At 35.9% G+C, this 15,358-nt stretch carries 14 protein-coding genes; 9 read left to right on the top strand and 5 right to left on the bottom strand.

Translation table 11 applies throughout. The features are described 5' to 3' along the window. Positions 1-11 precede the first annotated feature (11 nt). Entirely contained in the window at positions 12-1,187 is a 1,176-nt protein-coding gene (locus ACODST_RS20270; protein ID WP_488933903.1) for a thioredoxin family protein, read from the bottom strand. 178 nt (positions 1,188-1,365) lie between these two features. Between ACODST_RS20270 and menD the strand changes: the two genes are divergently transcribed. From menD to ACODST_RS20235, 7 genes are all read left to right on the top strand, one after another. Next, entirely contained in the window at positions 1,366-3,030 is a 1,665-nt protein-coding gene (gene menD, locus ACODST_RS20265; RefSeq protein WP_488933902.1) for a 2-succinyl-5-enolpyruvyl-6-hydroxy-3-cyclohexene-1-carboxylic-acid synthase, read from the top strand. A 122-nt stretch (positions 3,031-3,152) separates the two neighbouring features. Then, the gene (locus ACODST_RS20260) at positions 3,153-4,010 is read left to right on the top strand and encodes a CvfB family protein (RefSeq protein WP_488933901.1); all 858 of its coding nucleotides are present in this window, start codon (positions 3,153-3,155) and stop codon (positions 4,008-4,010) included. An 851-nt stretch (positions 4,011-4,861) separates the two neighbouring features. Beyond that, complete coding sequence (locus tag ACODST_RS20255; protein WP_111369033.1) at positions 4,862-5,695, top strand: 1,4-dihydroxy-2-naphthoyl-CoA synthase; 834 nt, start codon at positions 4,862-4,864, stop codon at positions 5,693-5,695. A 96-nt stretch (positions 5,696-5,791) separates the two neighbouring features. Then, entirely contained in the window at positions 5,792-6,754 is a 963-nt protein-coding gene (menA, locus tag ACODST_RS20250) for a 1,4-dihydroxy-2-naphthoate octaprenyltransferase (RefSeq protein ID WP_488933900.1), read from the top strand. Positions 6,755-6,780: 26 nt separating this feature from the next. Then, complete coding sequence (locus ACODST_RS20245) at positions 6,781-7,458, top strand: metal-dependent hydrolase (RefSeq protein WP_488933899.1); 678 nt, start codon at positions 6,781-6,783, stop codon at positions 7,456-7,458. A gap of 150 nt (positions 7,459-7,608) precedes the next feature. Further along, positions 7,609-8,811, top strand: a complete 1,203-nt coding sequence (locus tag ACODST_RS20240; RefSeq protein ID WP_488933898.1) for a tetratricopeptide repeat protein — start codon at positions 7,609-7,611, stop codon at positions 8,809-8,811. A 55-nt stretch (positions 8,812-8,866) separates the two neighbouring features. Beyond that, positions 8,867-9,904: an o-succinylbenzoate synthase gene (locus ACODST_RS20235; RefSeq protein ID WP_488933975.1), complete on the top strand. Its 1,038-nt coding sequence runs from the start codon at positions 8,867-8,869 to the stop codon at positions 9,902-9,904. A gap of 62 nt (positions 9,905-9,966) precedes the next feature. Here ACODST_RS20235 and ACODST_RS20230 read toward each other — a convergent pair whose 3' ends face one another. Next, positions 9,967-10,518, bottom strand: coding sequence for a hypothetical protein (locus ACODST_RS20230; protein ID WP_488933897.1), 552 nt, complete (start codon positions 10,516-10,518; stop codon positions 9,967-9,969). Positions 10,519-10,530: 12 nt separating this feature from the next. Beyond that, the gene (locus ACODST_RS20225) at positions 10,531-11,445 is read right to left on the bottom strand and encodes an OmpA family protein (RefSeq protein ID WP_488933896.1); all 915 of its coding nucleotides are present in this window, start codon (positions 11,443-11,445) and stop codon (positions 10,531-10,533) included. A gap of 195 nt (positions 11,446-11,640) precedes the next feature. Between ACODST_RS20225 and ACODST_RS20220 the strand changes: the two genes are divergently transcribed. Both ACODST_RS20220 and ACODST_RS20215 read left to right on the top strand, forming a co-directional pair. After that, entirely contained in the window at positions 11,641-12,117 is a 477-nt protein-coding gene (locus ACODST_RS20220) for a CYTH domain-containing protein (protein WP_488933895.1), read from the top strand. Between the two features lies 1 nt (position 12,118). Next, a complete protein-coding gene (locus ACODST_RS20215; protein WP_488933894.1) occupies positions 12,119-13,087 on the top strand; it encodes a YpdA family putative bacillithiol disulfide reductase in 969 nt (322 codons plus the stop codon). 121 nt (positions 13,088-13,208) lie between these two features. Here the strand turns inward: ACODST_RS20215 and ACODST_RS20210 are convergent, their stop codons facing one another. Both ACODST_RS20210 and msrA read right to left on the bottom strand, forming a co-directional pair. Then, entirely contained in the window at positions 13,209-14,783 is a 1,575-nt protein-coding gene (locus ACODST_RS20210) for a protein adenylyltransferase SelO (protein ID WP_488933893.1), read from the bottom strand. A 24-nt stretch (positions 14,784-14,807) separates the two neighbouring features. Next, complete coding sequence (gene msrA / locus ACODST_RS20205; protein ID WP_488933892.1) at positions 14,808-15,341, bottom strand: peptide-methionine (S)-S-oxide reductase MsrA; 534 nt, start codon at positions 15,339-15,341, stop codon at positions 14,808-14,810. Positions 15,342-15,358 lie beyond the last annotated feature (17 nt).

Genomic DNA, 15,358 nt, shown 5'->3' with positions numbered 1-15,358 from the left:
AAAAATTTACTTTATTTAGAATTTAATTCGGTGAGCAGGGCATCAACATCCTGAGTATTCCATCCCATTTCTTTACCAATGGCTTTTGCGTCTTTAGCATATTTTAAAGCTGTTCTACGGTCTTTAATTTTATTATAAAGTTTTGCGGTCAATAAATTGCCATCAAAAGAATCATTTAACTCTAAAGAATGTCTGACCCAGGTTATAGATTTTTTTAAACTTTCGGTATCATTAATATGTTTTAAGTAGGTCTGACCAATATCCTTGAGGAAAGCGGCGTCATTCCAGGCGAGTTTTTCAGTGTCTTCTAAAGTTACTTTTTTGTAAAAATCCCATTTTTCAGTTCGTTCAGCCAGCGATAAATCAAATTTAAAAACGATTGAATCTGTTTTTTGTAATCGGATCGATTTGGCAATTTCTCTTTGTTTATAGTAATTTATAGTGTCCAGATTATCTACCAGAGGACGAAGCAGTTCATTTACGATACTTTCAATTTTTCGGTCTACACGATTCTGTGAGGCTACAGAGGCAAATTCTTTCTGGTGCTGTAAAACATACTGAAATTCACGGGAATTAATATCAGTGACTCCGTTGGCAATCACGCGCCAGTTGGTTTCACTTACTAATTGTGAATCTGACTGGGTGTTCAGATAAAGATGGGTGGGTACAGATAAGGCCGTTCTGTCTTTTCCTTTTTTAAGCGTATTCAGATAGGTGAAAAATTTAGTCACATTTCCGGGATCGGCCATGAACTCTTTTTCCAGATAGGGAAGCTGAAATTTAGGATTTAAGGCGTAATTTGCTTCTGCTAAAAATTCCTGGCTTTTCATTTCGCCTTTTAAAGCATATAATACCGTTTCATTCGAATCTACAAATACAAAAGCAGGAAGAGAAGTGGTTTTGAACTTGTTTTTAAGTGCCATACCTTCTTCTTTTTCAATATTCTTCCAGATACAGATATAATGAGTATTTAAAAAATCCATAACCTTAGCATCGCTGAAAACGTCTTTTTTCATTTGATTGCAATGCGGGCACCAGTCGGCATAAAGCATTATAAAAACCGGTTTCCCTTCTTTTCCTGAAGTTTCTAAAGCCGTTTTATAGGATATTCCGTCAACAGCGAACTGATTTTGAGACTGTAAGGCATGTATCGAAAGAAAAAGAAAGAAAAAAGATAAGAAACGCATAAAACAAGGTATTTAAAATAAAGAAAATTCTGTTTTACAAATATATCCCCTTTTTCTAAAAACAGTCTTAATATCTTCCTAATATATAAGTTAAATGAAGCGTTAAGTTTGTAACTTTGTATTCACAAAAGGAAAATTCAGGGTTATAGATTTCCTTAAAAATTATACACCAGTTAGAATGATTTACCCCAAAATACCCCTTGCACAAAGCATCATCGAAATTTGTGCGGCAAAAGGAATTCACAACATTATTATTTCTCCGGGCTCAAGAAATGCCCCTTTAACAATTGGTTTTGCACAAAATCCAAATTTTAACTGTTACAGTATTGCCGATGAACGCTGTGCCGCTTTCTTTGCACTTGGAATAGCGCAGCAGACAAAAGTGCCAACTGCCGTTGTATGCACTTCTGGTTCAGCATTATTAAATTATTATCCCGCTTTGGCTGAAGCCTTCTACAGTCAGATTCCTCTAATTGTGATTTCGGCTGATCGTCCGCAGAGTAAAATTGATATTGGAGACGGACAGACGATCCGTCAGGAAAATGTGTTTTTAAACCATTCGGTTTTTAACGCCAACCTGACCGAGGAAGCCTCGGCTGAGAACGATTTAAAGATCAACAAAGCTATTGAAACGGCCATTCTTCAAAGAGGACCTGTTCATATTAATGCCCCTTTTGAAGAGCCTTTATATGAAACTGTTTCAGAGCTTTCTGTGAAGCCTGTCATTACTGCAGTTAAAGAAAAAGACACAGTTAAAACGATAGAAAACAGGGAAGAAATCGTCTCCATCTGGAATTCATCCAAACGAAAATTAATCCTGATTGGCGGAATAAACGAATCTAATTCTGTTGACGAAGAAATCCTGACTAATTTCGCTAATGATCCATCTGTAGTCGTATTAACAGAAACAACTTCAAATTTGCATAATCAAAGTTTCGTTACCAGTATCGATACTTTAATTACTCCTTTTGATGATGCTGATTTTAAAGACTTAGAGCCTCAGGTTTTAATTACTTTTGGCGGCATGATTGTTTCAAAACGTATCAAAGCTTTTTTAAGAAAGTACAAACCGGTACATCACTGGCATATAGATACTTTACGTGCCTACAATACATTTGATGCTTTAACCAAGCATTTTGAAATGGAACCCAATGATTTTTTTAAAGAACTACTGCCTGAAACAATATTTACACCAAGTCAGTATTCTTCAAAAATCGAAAAAGTATACAACTTAAGAAACAGCAGAAAACAGGAATATCTAAAAAAGATTCCGTTCTCTGATTTTAAGGTTTTTGAAAAAATTATCAAGACACTTCCTAAAAACAGTCAGTTGCAGATCAGCAACAGTTCTGCTATTCGATATGCCCAGTTAATTGAAATAGACCCATCAATTGAAGTTTTCTGTAACAGAGGAACCAGTGGAATAGACGGCAGTACTTCTACAGCTATTGGAGCTGCCGCTGCTAATACCAAACAAAATGTCTTTATAACAGGCGATATTAGTTTTTTATACGACAGTAATGCTTTATGGAATTCTTATATTCCCAAAAATTTCAAAATTATAGTCATTAATAATGGAGGAGGGGGAATTTTCAGGATTCTGCCGGGTCATCAGGAAAAACCGGTTTTCAATACTTATTTTGAAACTTCACATCAGCTTACCGCTGAGCACCTGGCTAAAATGTACGGTTGTAATTATTACAAAGCCGAAGACTTAGATTCATTAAATAACGGTCTGGATCAATTGTATAAAGCAGATAACGCTCCCGGCATACTCGAAGTATTTACACCAACAGCAGAAAATGATGTGATACTCAAACAATATTTTAAAGAATTGAACTAAAAGAAAAAGTGCCCGCAGCGGCACTTTTTTTATAAAAACATTTTTCGTTTTACCAGTTTCAAAGTTCGTACATTTGCACTTCATAAACTCAGCTGGTTAATCGGCTTAGAATTTTAATAGAAATGCTTGAAATAGGAAAATACAATACACTTACTATATTACGTGATACCAAAGTGGGTTTATTTTTAGGAAATCCTGAAATTGACCCGGAAGGAAATTACGATGTTTTACTGCCTAATAAATACGTTCCCAGTGAATTTGAAATAGGCGAAGAACTTGTCGTTTTTGTTTATCTAGATCACGAACAGCGTCCGGTTGCCACGACACTGGAACCTTATATATTTCTGAATGAATTTGCACTTTTAAGAGTAAATTACATCAATCAGGTTGGTGCTTTTATGGACTGGGGAATGGAAAAGGACATTTTGGTTCCGTTTAAAGAACAGGCCCGCCCGATGGAAAAAGGTAAACGATATCTGGTTTATCTTTATTTGGATAAAAGAACCAACCGACTGGTGGCTTCCAGTAAAACCAATCAGTTTTTAAACAATGATCAGCTTACCGTAGAAAAAGGGGAAGAAGTCGATTTGATTGTTTCACATATTACCGATCTCGGAGTCAATGTGATTATTAACGAAAAACATAAAGGACTTTTATATAAAGATGAAGTCTATGATGATGCTATAAGAACAGGCGACAGAATGCGCGGTTATATTAAAAACATTCGTCCCGACAACAAGATAGATGTTGCTTTGCAAATTCAGGGATATCAGAGTATTGAACCAAATGCAGAGAAAATTCTGGGTGAATTAAGAGCTAACAGAGGTTTTTTAAGACTAAATGACAATTCGCATCCGGAAGACATCAAAACGGTTTTAAAAATGAGTAAAAAAACGTTTAAAAAAGCAATAGGTGCTTTGTATAAAGAAAAACTCATCGAAATAAAAGATGATGGAATTTATTTAGTGAAAGAAAACTAAAAGTTCTAAATTCTAAATTTTTTAAAATCCAGATTCCAATCTACTCACTATGCATTGGGATTTGGATTTTTTTTGATATTAAACCCAGCTCCAATTCTGTTTTTAGAATTTGAAATTTGAAATTTGAAATTTGGAGTTTGGAGTTTGGAATATCGTAACAAGAAAGGCTGCTCATTACAAGCAGCCTCTCCCTTTTTATTCTAGTTTTAAAAAAAATTGTAATTAAAAAAAAACAGAAATAAAATAAATTCGAATTCATCTCGAAAGTAATAGCCTTACGAATTTTAGAAACTACTTTCTCAATGGTATGTCTTTTAAATGATTAATTCGTTGGTCTCAAAGCCAAAAAAAATAATTTCACGGCTAATCCATTTGGTTTAATAAAATAACTTTTAGAAAGTTTTAGTTAGCATTTTTCTTTTTCGTAATCAATCTGATACTAATTACAAAACAATTCTAGCGTTTAACCTTAGGTGTTACTATCTCTTTTTTGAAATTTTGACAAACGAGTAAATCATTTGCCCATTAACAGGTTTACTATTTAAAACCGTAAAAAAATGAGCGACAAATTTTTTAAGTTTTCTCAAAAAAATCATTTTTTAGGTTAATAAATCAGTGAAAGAAAATCAATCTTATATCAATAAAATACTTTGTATCTCATTGATTTCTAGGGTGTAAAATTACTTATTATTTTTCAAAAGTAATGTTAAAAAGTGTTATTTTTTGTACAAAGCTGCCAATTGTTAACATTGAAACAAAGATTCCTCCCCACTTAAACTAAAATCGATAGCTGAAAATGTAAAAAATGATTTATTTTTACACTATAATTATTTTAAACAAAACAAACAGAAATGGATTGGATTACAGCCAGAGAATTTGAAGATATAACCTATAAAAAATGCAACGGGGTTGCCAGAATTGCCTTTAACAGACCCAACGTTAGAAATGCTTTTCGACCTAAAACGACCTCAGAATTATACCAGGCTTTTTATGATGCACAGGAAGATACTTCAATAGGTGTAGTACTGCTTTCCGCCGAAGGACCATCTACCAAAGACGGTGTGTATTCTTTTTGCAGCGGGGGCGATCAGAATGCCCGCGGACATCAGGGATACGTAGGCGATGACGGTCAGCACCGATTGAATATTCTGGAAGTACAGCGATTAATTCGTTTCATGCCCAAAGTAGTAATTGCCGTAGTTCCGGGCTGGGCAGTAGGCGGAGGACACAGCTTACACGTAGTATGCGATATGACCCTGGCTAGTAAAGAACATGCTATTTTTAAACAAACAGATGCCGATGTTACCAGCTTTGATGGTGGTTACGGATCCGCATATCTGGCAAAAATGGTAGGACAAAAAAAGGCCCGCGAAATTTTCTTTTTAGGAAGAAACTATTCTGCTCAGGAAGCTTTTGAAATGGGGATGGTAAACGCAGTGATTCCTCATGATGAACTTGAAGCTACTGCTTATGAATGGGCACAGGAAATTCTTCAAAAATCCCCAACCTCAATCAAAATGCTGAAATTTGCTATGAATTTAACAGATGATGGCATGGTGGGACAGCAGGTTTTTGCCGGAGAAGCTACCCGTTTGGCATATATGACAGAAGAAGCTAAAGAAGGAAGAAATGCCTTTTTAGAAAAAAGAAAACCAAACTTCGGTGAAAATAAGTGGATCCCTTAATTAATTTAGATTTCTGATTTTAGATCTTTTGATCTATCATTTTTAATCGGAATACTATAAATCTAAAATCTGCATTCTAAAATCTAAAATTATAATATGAAACATTGGATTGAAGCCGCAAGACTGCGCACTCTGCCTTTATCAGTTTCCGGAATTATTGTAGGAAGTATTTATGCCCTTACCAATTCTACAGACACTATCAATACGCCAACAGAAGTATTCAGCTGGAAGATCTTTGGTTTTGCGCTTTTAACGACCCTTGGACTACAGGTTTTATCCAATTTTGCCAATGATTACGGAGACGGGGTAAAAGGAACTGATAACGCTGACAGGGTTGGACCGCAGCGTGCTATTCAAAGTGGAATTATCACGCCGCAGGCCATGAAAAAGGCCATTATAATCACTTCGGTTCTGACATTATTATCAGCCATTATTCTGATTTATTTTGCTTTTGGTCAGGATAATTTCGGATATTCTGTCTTTTTCCTTTTACTTGGAATTGCTGCTATTGTATCCGCTATTCGTTATACGGTAGGAAATTCAGCTTATGGGTACAAAGGATTTGGAGATCTTTTTGTTTTTATTTTCTTTGGTTTGGTAAGTACTTTAGGAGTTAATTTTTTATACTCAAAAGAGATTGATCCGTTATTGATTTTTCCGGCTGTTTCCATAGGACTTTTAAGTGTGGGCGTACTAAACCTGAACAATATGCGTGACGAGGAATCGGATAAAAAATCAGGAAAAAATACTATTGTCGTTCAAATGGGCGGAGCAAAAGCAAAAGGATACCATTATTTCCTGATTGTTACCGCAATGGTACTGGTGATTCTTTTTGCTGTTTTAAGTGATTACCGCCCGGATCAGTATTTGTTTTTACTGGCCTATATTCCTTTAACCAAACATTTAATTACCGTTTATAAAAACCAAAATCCCAAACTGTTAGATCCTGAATTAAAGAAACTGGCATTAAGTACCTTTTTGCTTTCTTTACTTTTAACCGCCTGTATGCTTTCATTGATTGCTGATGTAATTGTCAATCTTTTCTTAGGCGGAAGATAACATGTTAAACTTTAAAAAATAAAAAAATGAAAATAACATACTACGGACATGCTTCTTTAGCAATTGAAGTTGGAGGAAAACATATTATTGTGGACCCTTTTATTTCCGGAAATCCCAAAGCGGCCGCTATTGACGTGAATACATTAAAAGCAGATTATATTCTGCTTACCCACGCTCATACAGATCACGTTCTGGATGTTGAAACTATTGCGTCCAATACCAATGCTGTTATTGTTTCAAATGCAGAAATTGCCAGTTATTATGCTAAAAAAGGTTTTAATGCGCACCCGATGAATCATGGTGGAAACTGGAAATTTGATTTCGGGAAAGTAAAATATGTAAATGCTATTCATTCGAGTTCTTTTCCTGATGGCACTTACGGAGGTAATCCTGGTGGATTTGTGATAGAAGGCGAACACAAAAATATTTACATCGCCGGAGATACTGCACTTACAATGGACATGAAACTGATTCCGTTACGAACTAAACTGGATCTGGCTATCCTGCCAATTGGTGATAATTTTACAATGGATGTAGAAGATGCCATTATTGCTTCTGATTTTATAGAATGTGACAAAATTTTGGGCTATCACTTTGATACCTTTGGTTATATAGAAATCAACCATGAAGAATCTATTCGTAAATTCTTTGATAAAGGAAAAGATTTAATGCTTATAGAAATAGGAGAATCTATAGAATTATAAGCAGCTGATCCGCATTACGTTATCTCTTTTGCGCTGGCTGAAACTGGCGCAAAAGAATATCGTTTTATAAATAGGTTCAGCACACAAAATCAGTAGAATCATAAATCTGCTTCAAAAACATAAAGAGTTTTTAAAAAATCCGACTCAAATATGAACTCCAAAAGAATATTTCTATTTCTTTTACTCACTTCGGTTTATAGCGCTTTTGCTCAAAAAGACGGTTATTGGGACAAAGAACGTGCTACAACAAAGGAAATTATTGTTTCTGCCCGTGACCGTATTGTTCTGAAAACAGAAGATCTTCCTGTTGGGACTACCGAAATCATTTACAGAATTACCCTTTTAGACGAAAACCAGCAAATGGCCAACAGTCTGGTTTCTTTGTTAAAAGCCATTCCTGATCCCAGCGGAATCAGTCAGGGATCTGCCGGAGCTGTTTTCTTAATGTCTAAAATTTCAGGTGATGATACCTGTACTTACAGTCTTTTTACTTCTAATGAAAATGCAAAAAAGTATGTAGAAGACGGAAAAACAGATAAAGCTTGTTATGCTCAAAACGAACCTTTAAGTAAAGATGCTAAAAGATTATCTCTTGACAAATCTTCCTGCCTCGGACAGAATATCAGCAATGTCTGGTTTGGTTTTCATAGTAAAAACTGGCTTTTAAATCAGAAAATTGTTCTGGAAGTAGTGCCTTGGGTCGACACCAAATTAAACAGAGGCTGGAATCAGGAGAATAAAAACGAAATTATCAGTTTGTGTAAAACATCAACAATGGCTCAAAAAATGGCTAATTCTGATGATTTTTGTGTTTGTATTCTGGATAAAATAATAAGTAAATACCGTTATTCAGAATTTCAGAAGCTGCTCGCCGTTGAAAAAAGCAAAGTATATAAAGATTTTGGAAATCTCTGTTATAAAGATGCCGACATTTCTAAAAACATCTATAATGATTTAAGAAAACAGGCTGCCGCACTGATCAAACAGCAAAAATACAACGAAGCGATTCCTAAACTAAATACAATTATTAGAGACGGAAAAGCCTCTGCGATTGATTACAGTTCTATAGGTTATTGTTATATCCTGACCAAACAATATGCAAAAGCGCTGAAGTTCCTGCAGGAAGGAGAAAAGCTTGATGATACAGAGTTATTGGTAAAACTCAATCTGGCTCATGTATATTTAGTAAATAATAATTATAGTGAAGCTAAAGCAATTTATAAAAAATACAAAGATCAGAATGTAACCGACAGTGTCAGCTGGCAGGACAAAACGAAAACTGATTTTATTCTTTTCGAAAAAGCAGGTCTTCCTTCAAAAGATTTCGAAAAAATCTTAAAACTGTATAATTAAAGAGTGCAGGCTTAATTTTCTTAAATACCTTACAGGGTTTAAAATAAATAAAATGCTGAAAGCGACTTACCATCAATACATGCTTGAATTTAAGCGTCCGTCAGGGACGTCAAGAGGTATTATGACCCAAAAAGAAACCTGGTTTATCATTCTTGAAGAAAATGGTAATAAAGGAATAGGAGAGTGTGGAATTTTGCGTGGTCTAAGCGCAGACGACCGTGAGGATTACGAGGAAAAATTGAGATGGGCCTGCGAAAACATTTATTTAGGTGAAGCGGCACTTTGGGAAGCTTTAATAGAATTCCCTTCTATTCAGTTTGGGATCGAAATGGCATTTTTATCCTTAAAAAGCGAAAATCCTTATTTACTTTTTCCATCTGATTTTACTACACATACCCGATCTATAGAAATAAATGGTTTGGTCTGGATGGGAGATCCCGGTTATATGAAACAGCAGATAGAAGAAAAACTGGCCGACGGTTTCAGCTGTATTAAATTAAAGATTGGAGCTATTGATTTTCAAAAAGAACTGGAATTACTGGCTTTTATCCGCAGTCATTTTTCCGAAGAAGAAATTGAAATTCGTGTAGATGCTAATGGCGCTTTTACTGAAACAGAAGCTTTACATAAACTAAGTCAGCTTAATAATTTTCAGCTTCATAGTATTGAGCAGCCTATTAAAAAAGGTAATCATGCCGCTATGGCACATTTGTGTAAAGCAGCGCCTTTTTCCATTGCTCTCGATGAAGAATTAATAGGTGTTTTTTCATTTGAAGAAAAAGAAAAATTACTTCTGGAAATCCAGCCGCAGTACATTATTTTAAAACCAAGTTTTATTGGTGGTTTTAAAGGAACACAGGAATGGATTACACTGGCAGAAAAATACAATATCGGCTGGTGGATTACTTCTGCACTTGAAAGTAATATTGGTTTAAACGCCATTGCTCAGTGGACTTTTACCTTAAATTCAAAAATGCCTCAGGGTCTGGGCACAGGAGCGCTTTACACCAATAATATTGATTGCCCTCTAAAAGTAAAACAGGGAAAGTTATGGTACGATACCACAGAAAGCTGGAACTCTAATTTTTTATAACAAAACAAGCAAAGCAGCAAATCTTTGATCTTTTGTCACTCTGCTTGTTTATATACCTTACATTACTCTTTTCCGCCCAGTAAGCTATCCTGCCACTCTTTTAAATCCTGCCATTTTCCCTGATACGCAAGAAGTGCCTGTCTTGCCCAGGTACTAGGATTGTGCATAGCGAAATTTTCCCCTCCGGCTTCCAGGACAGACTGTAGTTTTTCTGTGGATGCCTGCGAAAGATCATACCAGGTTGCGATACCAGCCGCTTTGAATAAAGCTTCGATTTTAGGACCAATTCCTTCTACAATTTTTAAATCGTTTTCAGTTATTTTTTTGCCTAAAACAGTTTCCGCAAGCCCGGCATCAAAAACTACTTTTGGAATTTCAGCAGTAAAAGCTTTTGGAGCTGGTGCGGCCGGTTTTACCTGCGCATTTAAATCAGCTTCTAAAGACGCTATTTTGGTCTGCAGGCTTTTCGCATTGGCTTTACACGCATCCAGATCGGCCTGTAAAACAGCTGAAAGCGAATTATCTTCTTTAGAGTTTAGTTTTCCAAGTAAATAACCTAATATTCCACAGATTATACCTGTTACAATGGGTATTAAAATACATGGTAAATTCATAATCGTATCTTTTTATTTGATTGTAATTACAGTTCGTCTGTTAGCCGCTCTGCCTTTAGATGTTGTATTGTCTTCAATGGGTTCGTCAGGGCCTTTTGCTTCTGTTGCGATTCGGGAAGCCTGAACTCCTTTTTTGATTAAATAATTACCTGAAAATTCTGCCCGTTTTTGGCTTAAAGCAATATTAAGCTCCCGATTCCCGGTATTATCACTGTGTCCTGTTACCAGCACTGAAGCATTTTTTTCATTTTGTAAGTACTTCAGTATATCAGATATCTTTTGTTCCTCTTCACTGTTTAATTGTAAACTTGTCTGATTCGTACTAAAATGAAGAATTAACGGGTCAGTATTAATTTTTTCCTTTAAATCTCCCCATTCACTGTTTTTTGTAATTCCTGTATTCGAAGTTTTTTCAAATTGATATTCCACCGGACCTATAAGTGTATCGTTGTTTGATTTCCAGCTGTTTAAAATTTCTCCTCTGCTATTCAGCTGCGAAGCGGAAAGGCCTTTTGAAATAAAATAATTTTTAACTGCATTGGCTCTGGCAAGTCCCAGATTTTCAAATTGAGTAGTATTTTTTTCATCTGATAAGCCATAACCTGTAATGGTAATTTTTTGTCCCGGATTCGATCCGAGAAAAACTTTAAGGTTTTCTATACCTGCTGTAACAGAATCACTAACAGGCTCAAGAATAGCAGCGTTATTTTTTAAAAACCTAAAGTTATCATTCGTTTTATATTCAAATCCGGATCCCTTCAGTAAAAAAGGAATCGAATTATCGTTCTTAACCACCACCTGAGAAGCCTTTTGAGTATCGTCTTGTGGTGAATTCTCACAACAATTACAGCAGTATTTCACATATAAAAGAGTACCCAATATGATTGTGAGAACTATACCTGCCGGATAAAGTGCTTTTTTAGACATACGTACGGAGTTTAGATTCTATCAAATTTACCAAAAATATAAATGCTAATACATTAATAATCAATAGAAAATGGCTTCATCTTAGACTAATGAAACGGAATTTTGAAATGAAAGAGCGGAATCAGATTTACGTAAATCCAATTTCAGTAGTGGATTAAAATGAGTAACTTGCCATAAAATAAATTCAGATACAAAATGCTCGAAATAGAAAGAAAGTTTCTTGTAAAATCAGGTGATTTTAAAGAACAGGCATTTGCAGAAAATACCATAGCACAGGGATATTTAAGTTCTGTTCCCGAAAGAACTGTCCGCGTGAGAATTAAAGGAGAAAAAGCTTTTTTAACCATAAAGGGAATTGGACAGCAGGGCGGAATGACCCGTTTTGAATGGGAAAACCAAATTCCCGTTGATGAAGCCGAAGAGCTCCTCAAATTATGCGAAAAAGGAAAAATTGAAAAAACACGTTACGAAGTAAAATCAGGAAACCATATTATTGAAGTCGATGAATTTTACGGAGAAAATGAAGGATTAATAATGGCCGAAATTGAATTACAGTCGGAAAACGAAAGTTTTGAAAAACCGGACTGGCTGGGAGAGGAAGTAACTAATGATGAAAGATATTATAATGCTTTTTTAAGTAAAAACCCTTTTAAAAACTGGGGAAACTACTAATATGAATAACCGTTATGACCTAATTATAGCAGGAGGAGGCCCAATAGGTCTTGCCTGCGCTATCGAAGCCCAGAAGAAAAATTTAAGTTATCTGATTCTGGAGAAAGGCGCTCTTGTAAACAGTATTTTTAATTATCCCTTGTATATGACTTTCTTCTCTACGGCAGAAAGACTTGAAATTGGCGATATTCCGTTTAATTGTTTAGCCCCCAAACCAGGTCGTCAGGAAGCTTTGGAATACTATCGAAATATTCACCGCTATTTTAACTTCAATATCAACTTATTTGAAAAGGTAAATGAAATCCATAAAAATTCGGATGCTGTTTTTGAGATCACAACTGATAAAAATAAGTACGAAGCTGATAACGTGATTATCGCGACTGGCTTTTATGATATCCCGATTCAGATGGAGGTAAAAGGTGAAGAACTGCCTAAGGTTCGTCATTACTATAAAGAAGCACATGAATATGCTTTTAGAAAAGTTTTGGTAGTGGGAGCTAATAACTCTTCTGTAGATGCTGCTCTCGAATGCTGGAGAAAAGGAGCAGAGGTAACCATGGTGATCCGTAAAAACGAAATTAACAGCAGAGTGAAATACTGGGTGAAACCGGATATTGAAAACCGAATTGCAGAGGGAAGTATCAAAGCATTTTTCCAGTCTAATATTGTTGAAATTCGCGACAATGAAGTTGAAATCGAAACGCCGGACGGAAAAGTTACAATTGAAAATGATTTCGTACTGGCTTTAACCGGTTATAAACCGGATCTGCATTTTCTGGAAAAAATTGGAATACAGCTTTCGAACGACGAACTTAAAATTCCGGTTTATAATCCCGAAACTATGGAAACGAATGTAGAAGGCTTGTTCCTTGCTGGTGTTGTGTGTGGGGGAATGCAGACCCATAAATGGTTTATTGAGAATTCCAGAATTCATGCCAGTATGATTATGCATCATATTTCAGCGAAATAATTTTTCAGCCACGAATTCACGAATTAGTATTTTTTAGAAATTGATTTTTAGTGTAAATTACACTAACCATATATCATTAGACAAAAAATAAAAATTCGTGAATTCGCGGCTGAAAAAAAACTTAAGAACTGCAGGAAAGCATCGAACAGCCCACTTTAGATCTGGCCCAGTCCGGACGTTTAGCAAACCATTTTTCATATTCCGGCTGTTCTTCATATGGTTTCTGCAAAAGCGTGTAAAACTCATTTATAAGCAAGTAATTACCTTTATCCGCTTCGTCGATAGCCAGTTGGGCCATATAATTTCGAAGTACGTATTTAGGGTTTATACTATTCATTTTTTCTGAGCGTTCTTCGTCTGATGCTGTTTCTTCATTCAATCTTTTAAGATAGATCGAAAACCATTTTTTCCAGGCTTCTAGTATATCTCCCGAAACTTCTTCAATGTTATAAAATGCATATTGAATTTTTTCAATGGCTTTTTCGATTGCATCCGTTTTTTTAACGAGACTTAAATTTCTGAAAAAGATCGTCATATCCGTTTCTGTTAATTGTAAAACGGCTTCCAGTTCATCAGTTAGATCATTATCAAGTTGAGCAGAAGTTGAAATAAACAACCCTAACTTATTTAAAAGCATCTCTTTATAATCCAAAATAAAATCATCCATAAATGATTCTAAGATTTTTTCCAGGGGCTCTGCTTCATTAATTAAAGGATAAATCGCATTAGCCAGCTGGTACAAATTCCAATGGGCAATCTGCGGCTGATTGCCAAAACGGTATCTTCGGTACTGGCGGTCGGTTGTATTGGGCGTCCAGTTAGGATCGTAATTTTCCAGCCAGCCATAAGGACCGTAATCAATTGTGATTCCGTGAATCGACATATTATCCGTATTCATAACACCATGTACAAAACCCACCCGCTGCCAGTGCAGAACCATTTCACGTGTAGTGTCGGCCGTTTGTTTAAAGAACTGAATGTACTGTTCTTTAGGTTCACCTTTAATTTCAGGGAAATAATGTTTTATGGTATAATCAACAAATTGTTTTAAATTTTTAAGTTCGTTTCTGGCCGTCAGCATTTCAAAACTTCCAAAACGAATAAAGGAAGGCGCGACCCTGCATACAACAGCTCCTTTTTCGTATGCTGGGTTTCCGTTATATAAAATATCACGTAAAACCTGATCGCCCGAAAGAACCAGGGAAAGAGAGCGGGTAGTAGGAACCCCTAAATGAAACATCGCTTCGGCGCATAAATATTCCCTTATAGAGGAACGGAGAACAGCCAGACCGTCAGCAGTTCTGGAATAAGGAGTTAGTCCGGCACCTTTTAACTGAAGGGTAAAAAACGTATTATTGTGTTCTACCTCTGTTAAGTTAATAGCACGTCCGTCACCCAGCTGTCCGGCCCAGTTTCCAAACTGATGCCCCGCATAACACATTGCATATGGTCGTGTTTCCGGTAGAATTTCTTTTCCTGAAAAAACATTCAAAAATTCTTCAGACTGAATTTCGTCTTTTGAAATACCTACCAATTCTGCTGTTTCTTCAGAAGCGTGAATCAATTGCGGATTCGATGGCTTTGTGGGATTTACATATGAAAAGGCAGTGTTCTTTACCATACGAACCTGATTGGTTTCATCGGGATCAGCTGGCAGTTCGGCTGTAAATCGATTGTTTATTTTTAAATTCTTCATCTGAATTTGTCCCTTCTTCTTTTTTTAGTCAATTAATCTGTCAGCATACATTTTTTTCAGCTTCTGAACTTTCGGATCAATTACGACCTGACAGTAACCGGCTTCCTGATTGTTATTGTAATAATCCTGGTGATACTCTTCAGCTTCATAAAATACTTCAAAAGGTTTTAACTGCGTAACAATGGGATCTGGGTAAACAGGCTGTACTTCTTCGAAAACCTTTTCAGCGGCTTCTTTCTGCGCTTCATCATGATACAGAATAATAGAACGATATTGTGTTCCGCTGTCTCCGCCCTGACGATTCAATGTTGTAGGATCATGACTGGTCATGAATATAGTGATCAGATCGTGATATGAAATAATGTCAGGATCAAAAGTTACTTGTATTACTTCTGCATGACCGGTTCGTCCCGTACAAACTTCACGGTATGCAGGATTTTTAATAGATCCGTCTGAATAACCGGATTTTAGGGTTTCTATTCCTTTTAAACGCTGGATAACAGCTTCAATACACCAAAAACATCCACCACCAAAAGTGGCTGTTGCTAAATTTCCCATAAATGTGATTGTTTAAG

Source organism: Flavobacterium sp. FG19, assembly GCF_057809475.1.
The sequence above is the reverse complement of the archived record's forward strand: the minus strand, read 5'-3'. Positions and strand labels throughout refer to the sequence as shown.

What these genes read in the sequence shown, in the direction of transcription:
- ACODST_RS20240 (WP_488933898.1), top strand. Translation starts at nt 7,609, where the DNA reads ATGAACTCCAAAAGAATATTTCTATTTCTTTTACTCACTTCGGTTTAT.
- ACODST_RS20215 (WP_488933894.1), top strand. Translation starts at nt 12,119, where the DNA reads ATGAATAACCGTTATGACCTAATTATAGCAGGAGGAGGCCCAATAGGT.
- ACODST_RS20260 (WP_488933901.1), top strand. Translation starts at nt 3,153, where the DNA reads ATGCTTGAAATAGGAAAATACAATACACTTACTATATTACGTGATACC.
- ACODST_RS20230 (WP_488933897.1), bottom strand. Translation starts at nt 10,518, where the DNA reads ATGAATTTACCATGTATTTTAATACCCATTGTAACAGGTATAATCTGT.
- menA (WP_488933900.1), top strand. Translation starts at nt 5,792, where the DNA reads ATGAAACATTGGATTGAAGCCGCAAGACTGCGCACTCTGCCTTTATCA.
- ACODST_RS20220 (WP_488933895.1), top strand. Translation starts at nt 11,641, where the DNA reads ATGCTCGAAATAGAAAGAAAGTTTCTTGTAAAATCAGGTGATTTTAAA.
- menD (WP_488933902.1), top strand. Translation starts at nt 1,366, where the DNA reads ATGATTTACCCCAAAATACCCCTTGCACAAAGCATCATCGAAATTTGT.
- msrA (WP_488933892.1), bottom strand. Translation starts at nt 15,341, where the DNA reads ATGGGAAATTTAGCAACAGCCACTTTTGGTGGTGGATGTTTTTGGTGT.
- ACODST_RS20225 (WP_488933896.1), bottom strand. Translation starts at nt 11,445, where the DNA reads ATGTCTAAAAAAGCACTTTATCCGGCAGGTATAGTTCTCACAATCATA.
- ACODST_RS20210 (WP_488933893.1), bottom strand. Translation starts at nt 14,783, where the DNA reads ATGAAGAATTTAAAAATAAACAATCGATTTACAGCCGAACTGCCAGCT.
- ACODST_RS20255 (WP_111369033.1), top strand. Translation starts at nt 4,862, where the DNA reads ATGGATTGGATTACAGCCAGAGAATTTGAAGATATAACCTATAAAAAA.
- ACODST_RS20270 (WP_488933903.1), bottom strand. Translation starts at nt 1,187, where the DNA reads ATGCGTTTCTTATCTTTTTTCTTTCTTTTTCTTTCGATACATGCCTTA.
- ACODST_RS20245 (WP_488933899.1), top strand. Translation starts at nt 6,781, where the DNA reads ATGAAAATAACATACTACGGACATGCTTCTTTAGCAATTGAAGTTGGA.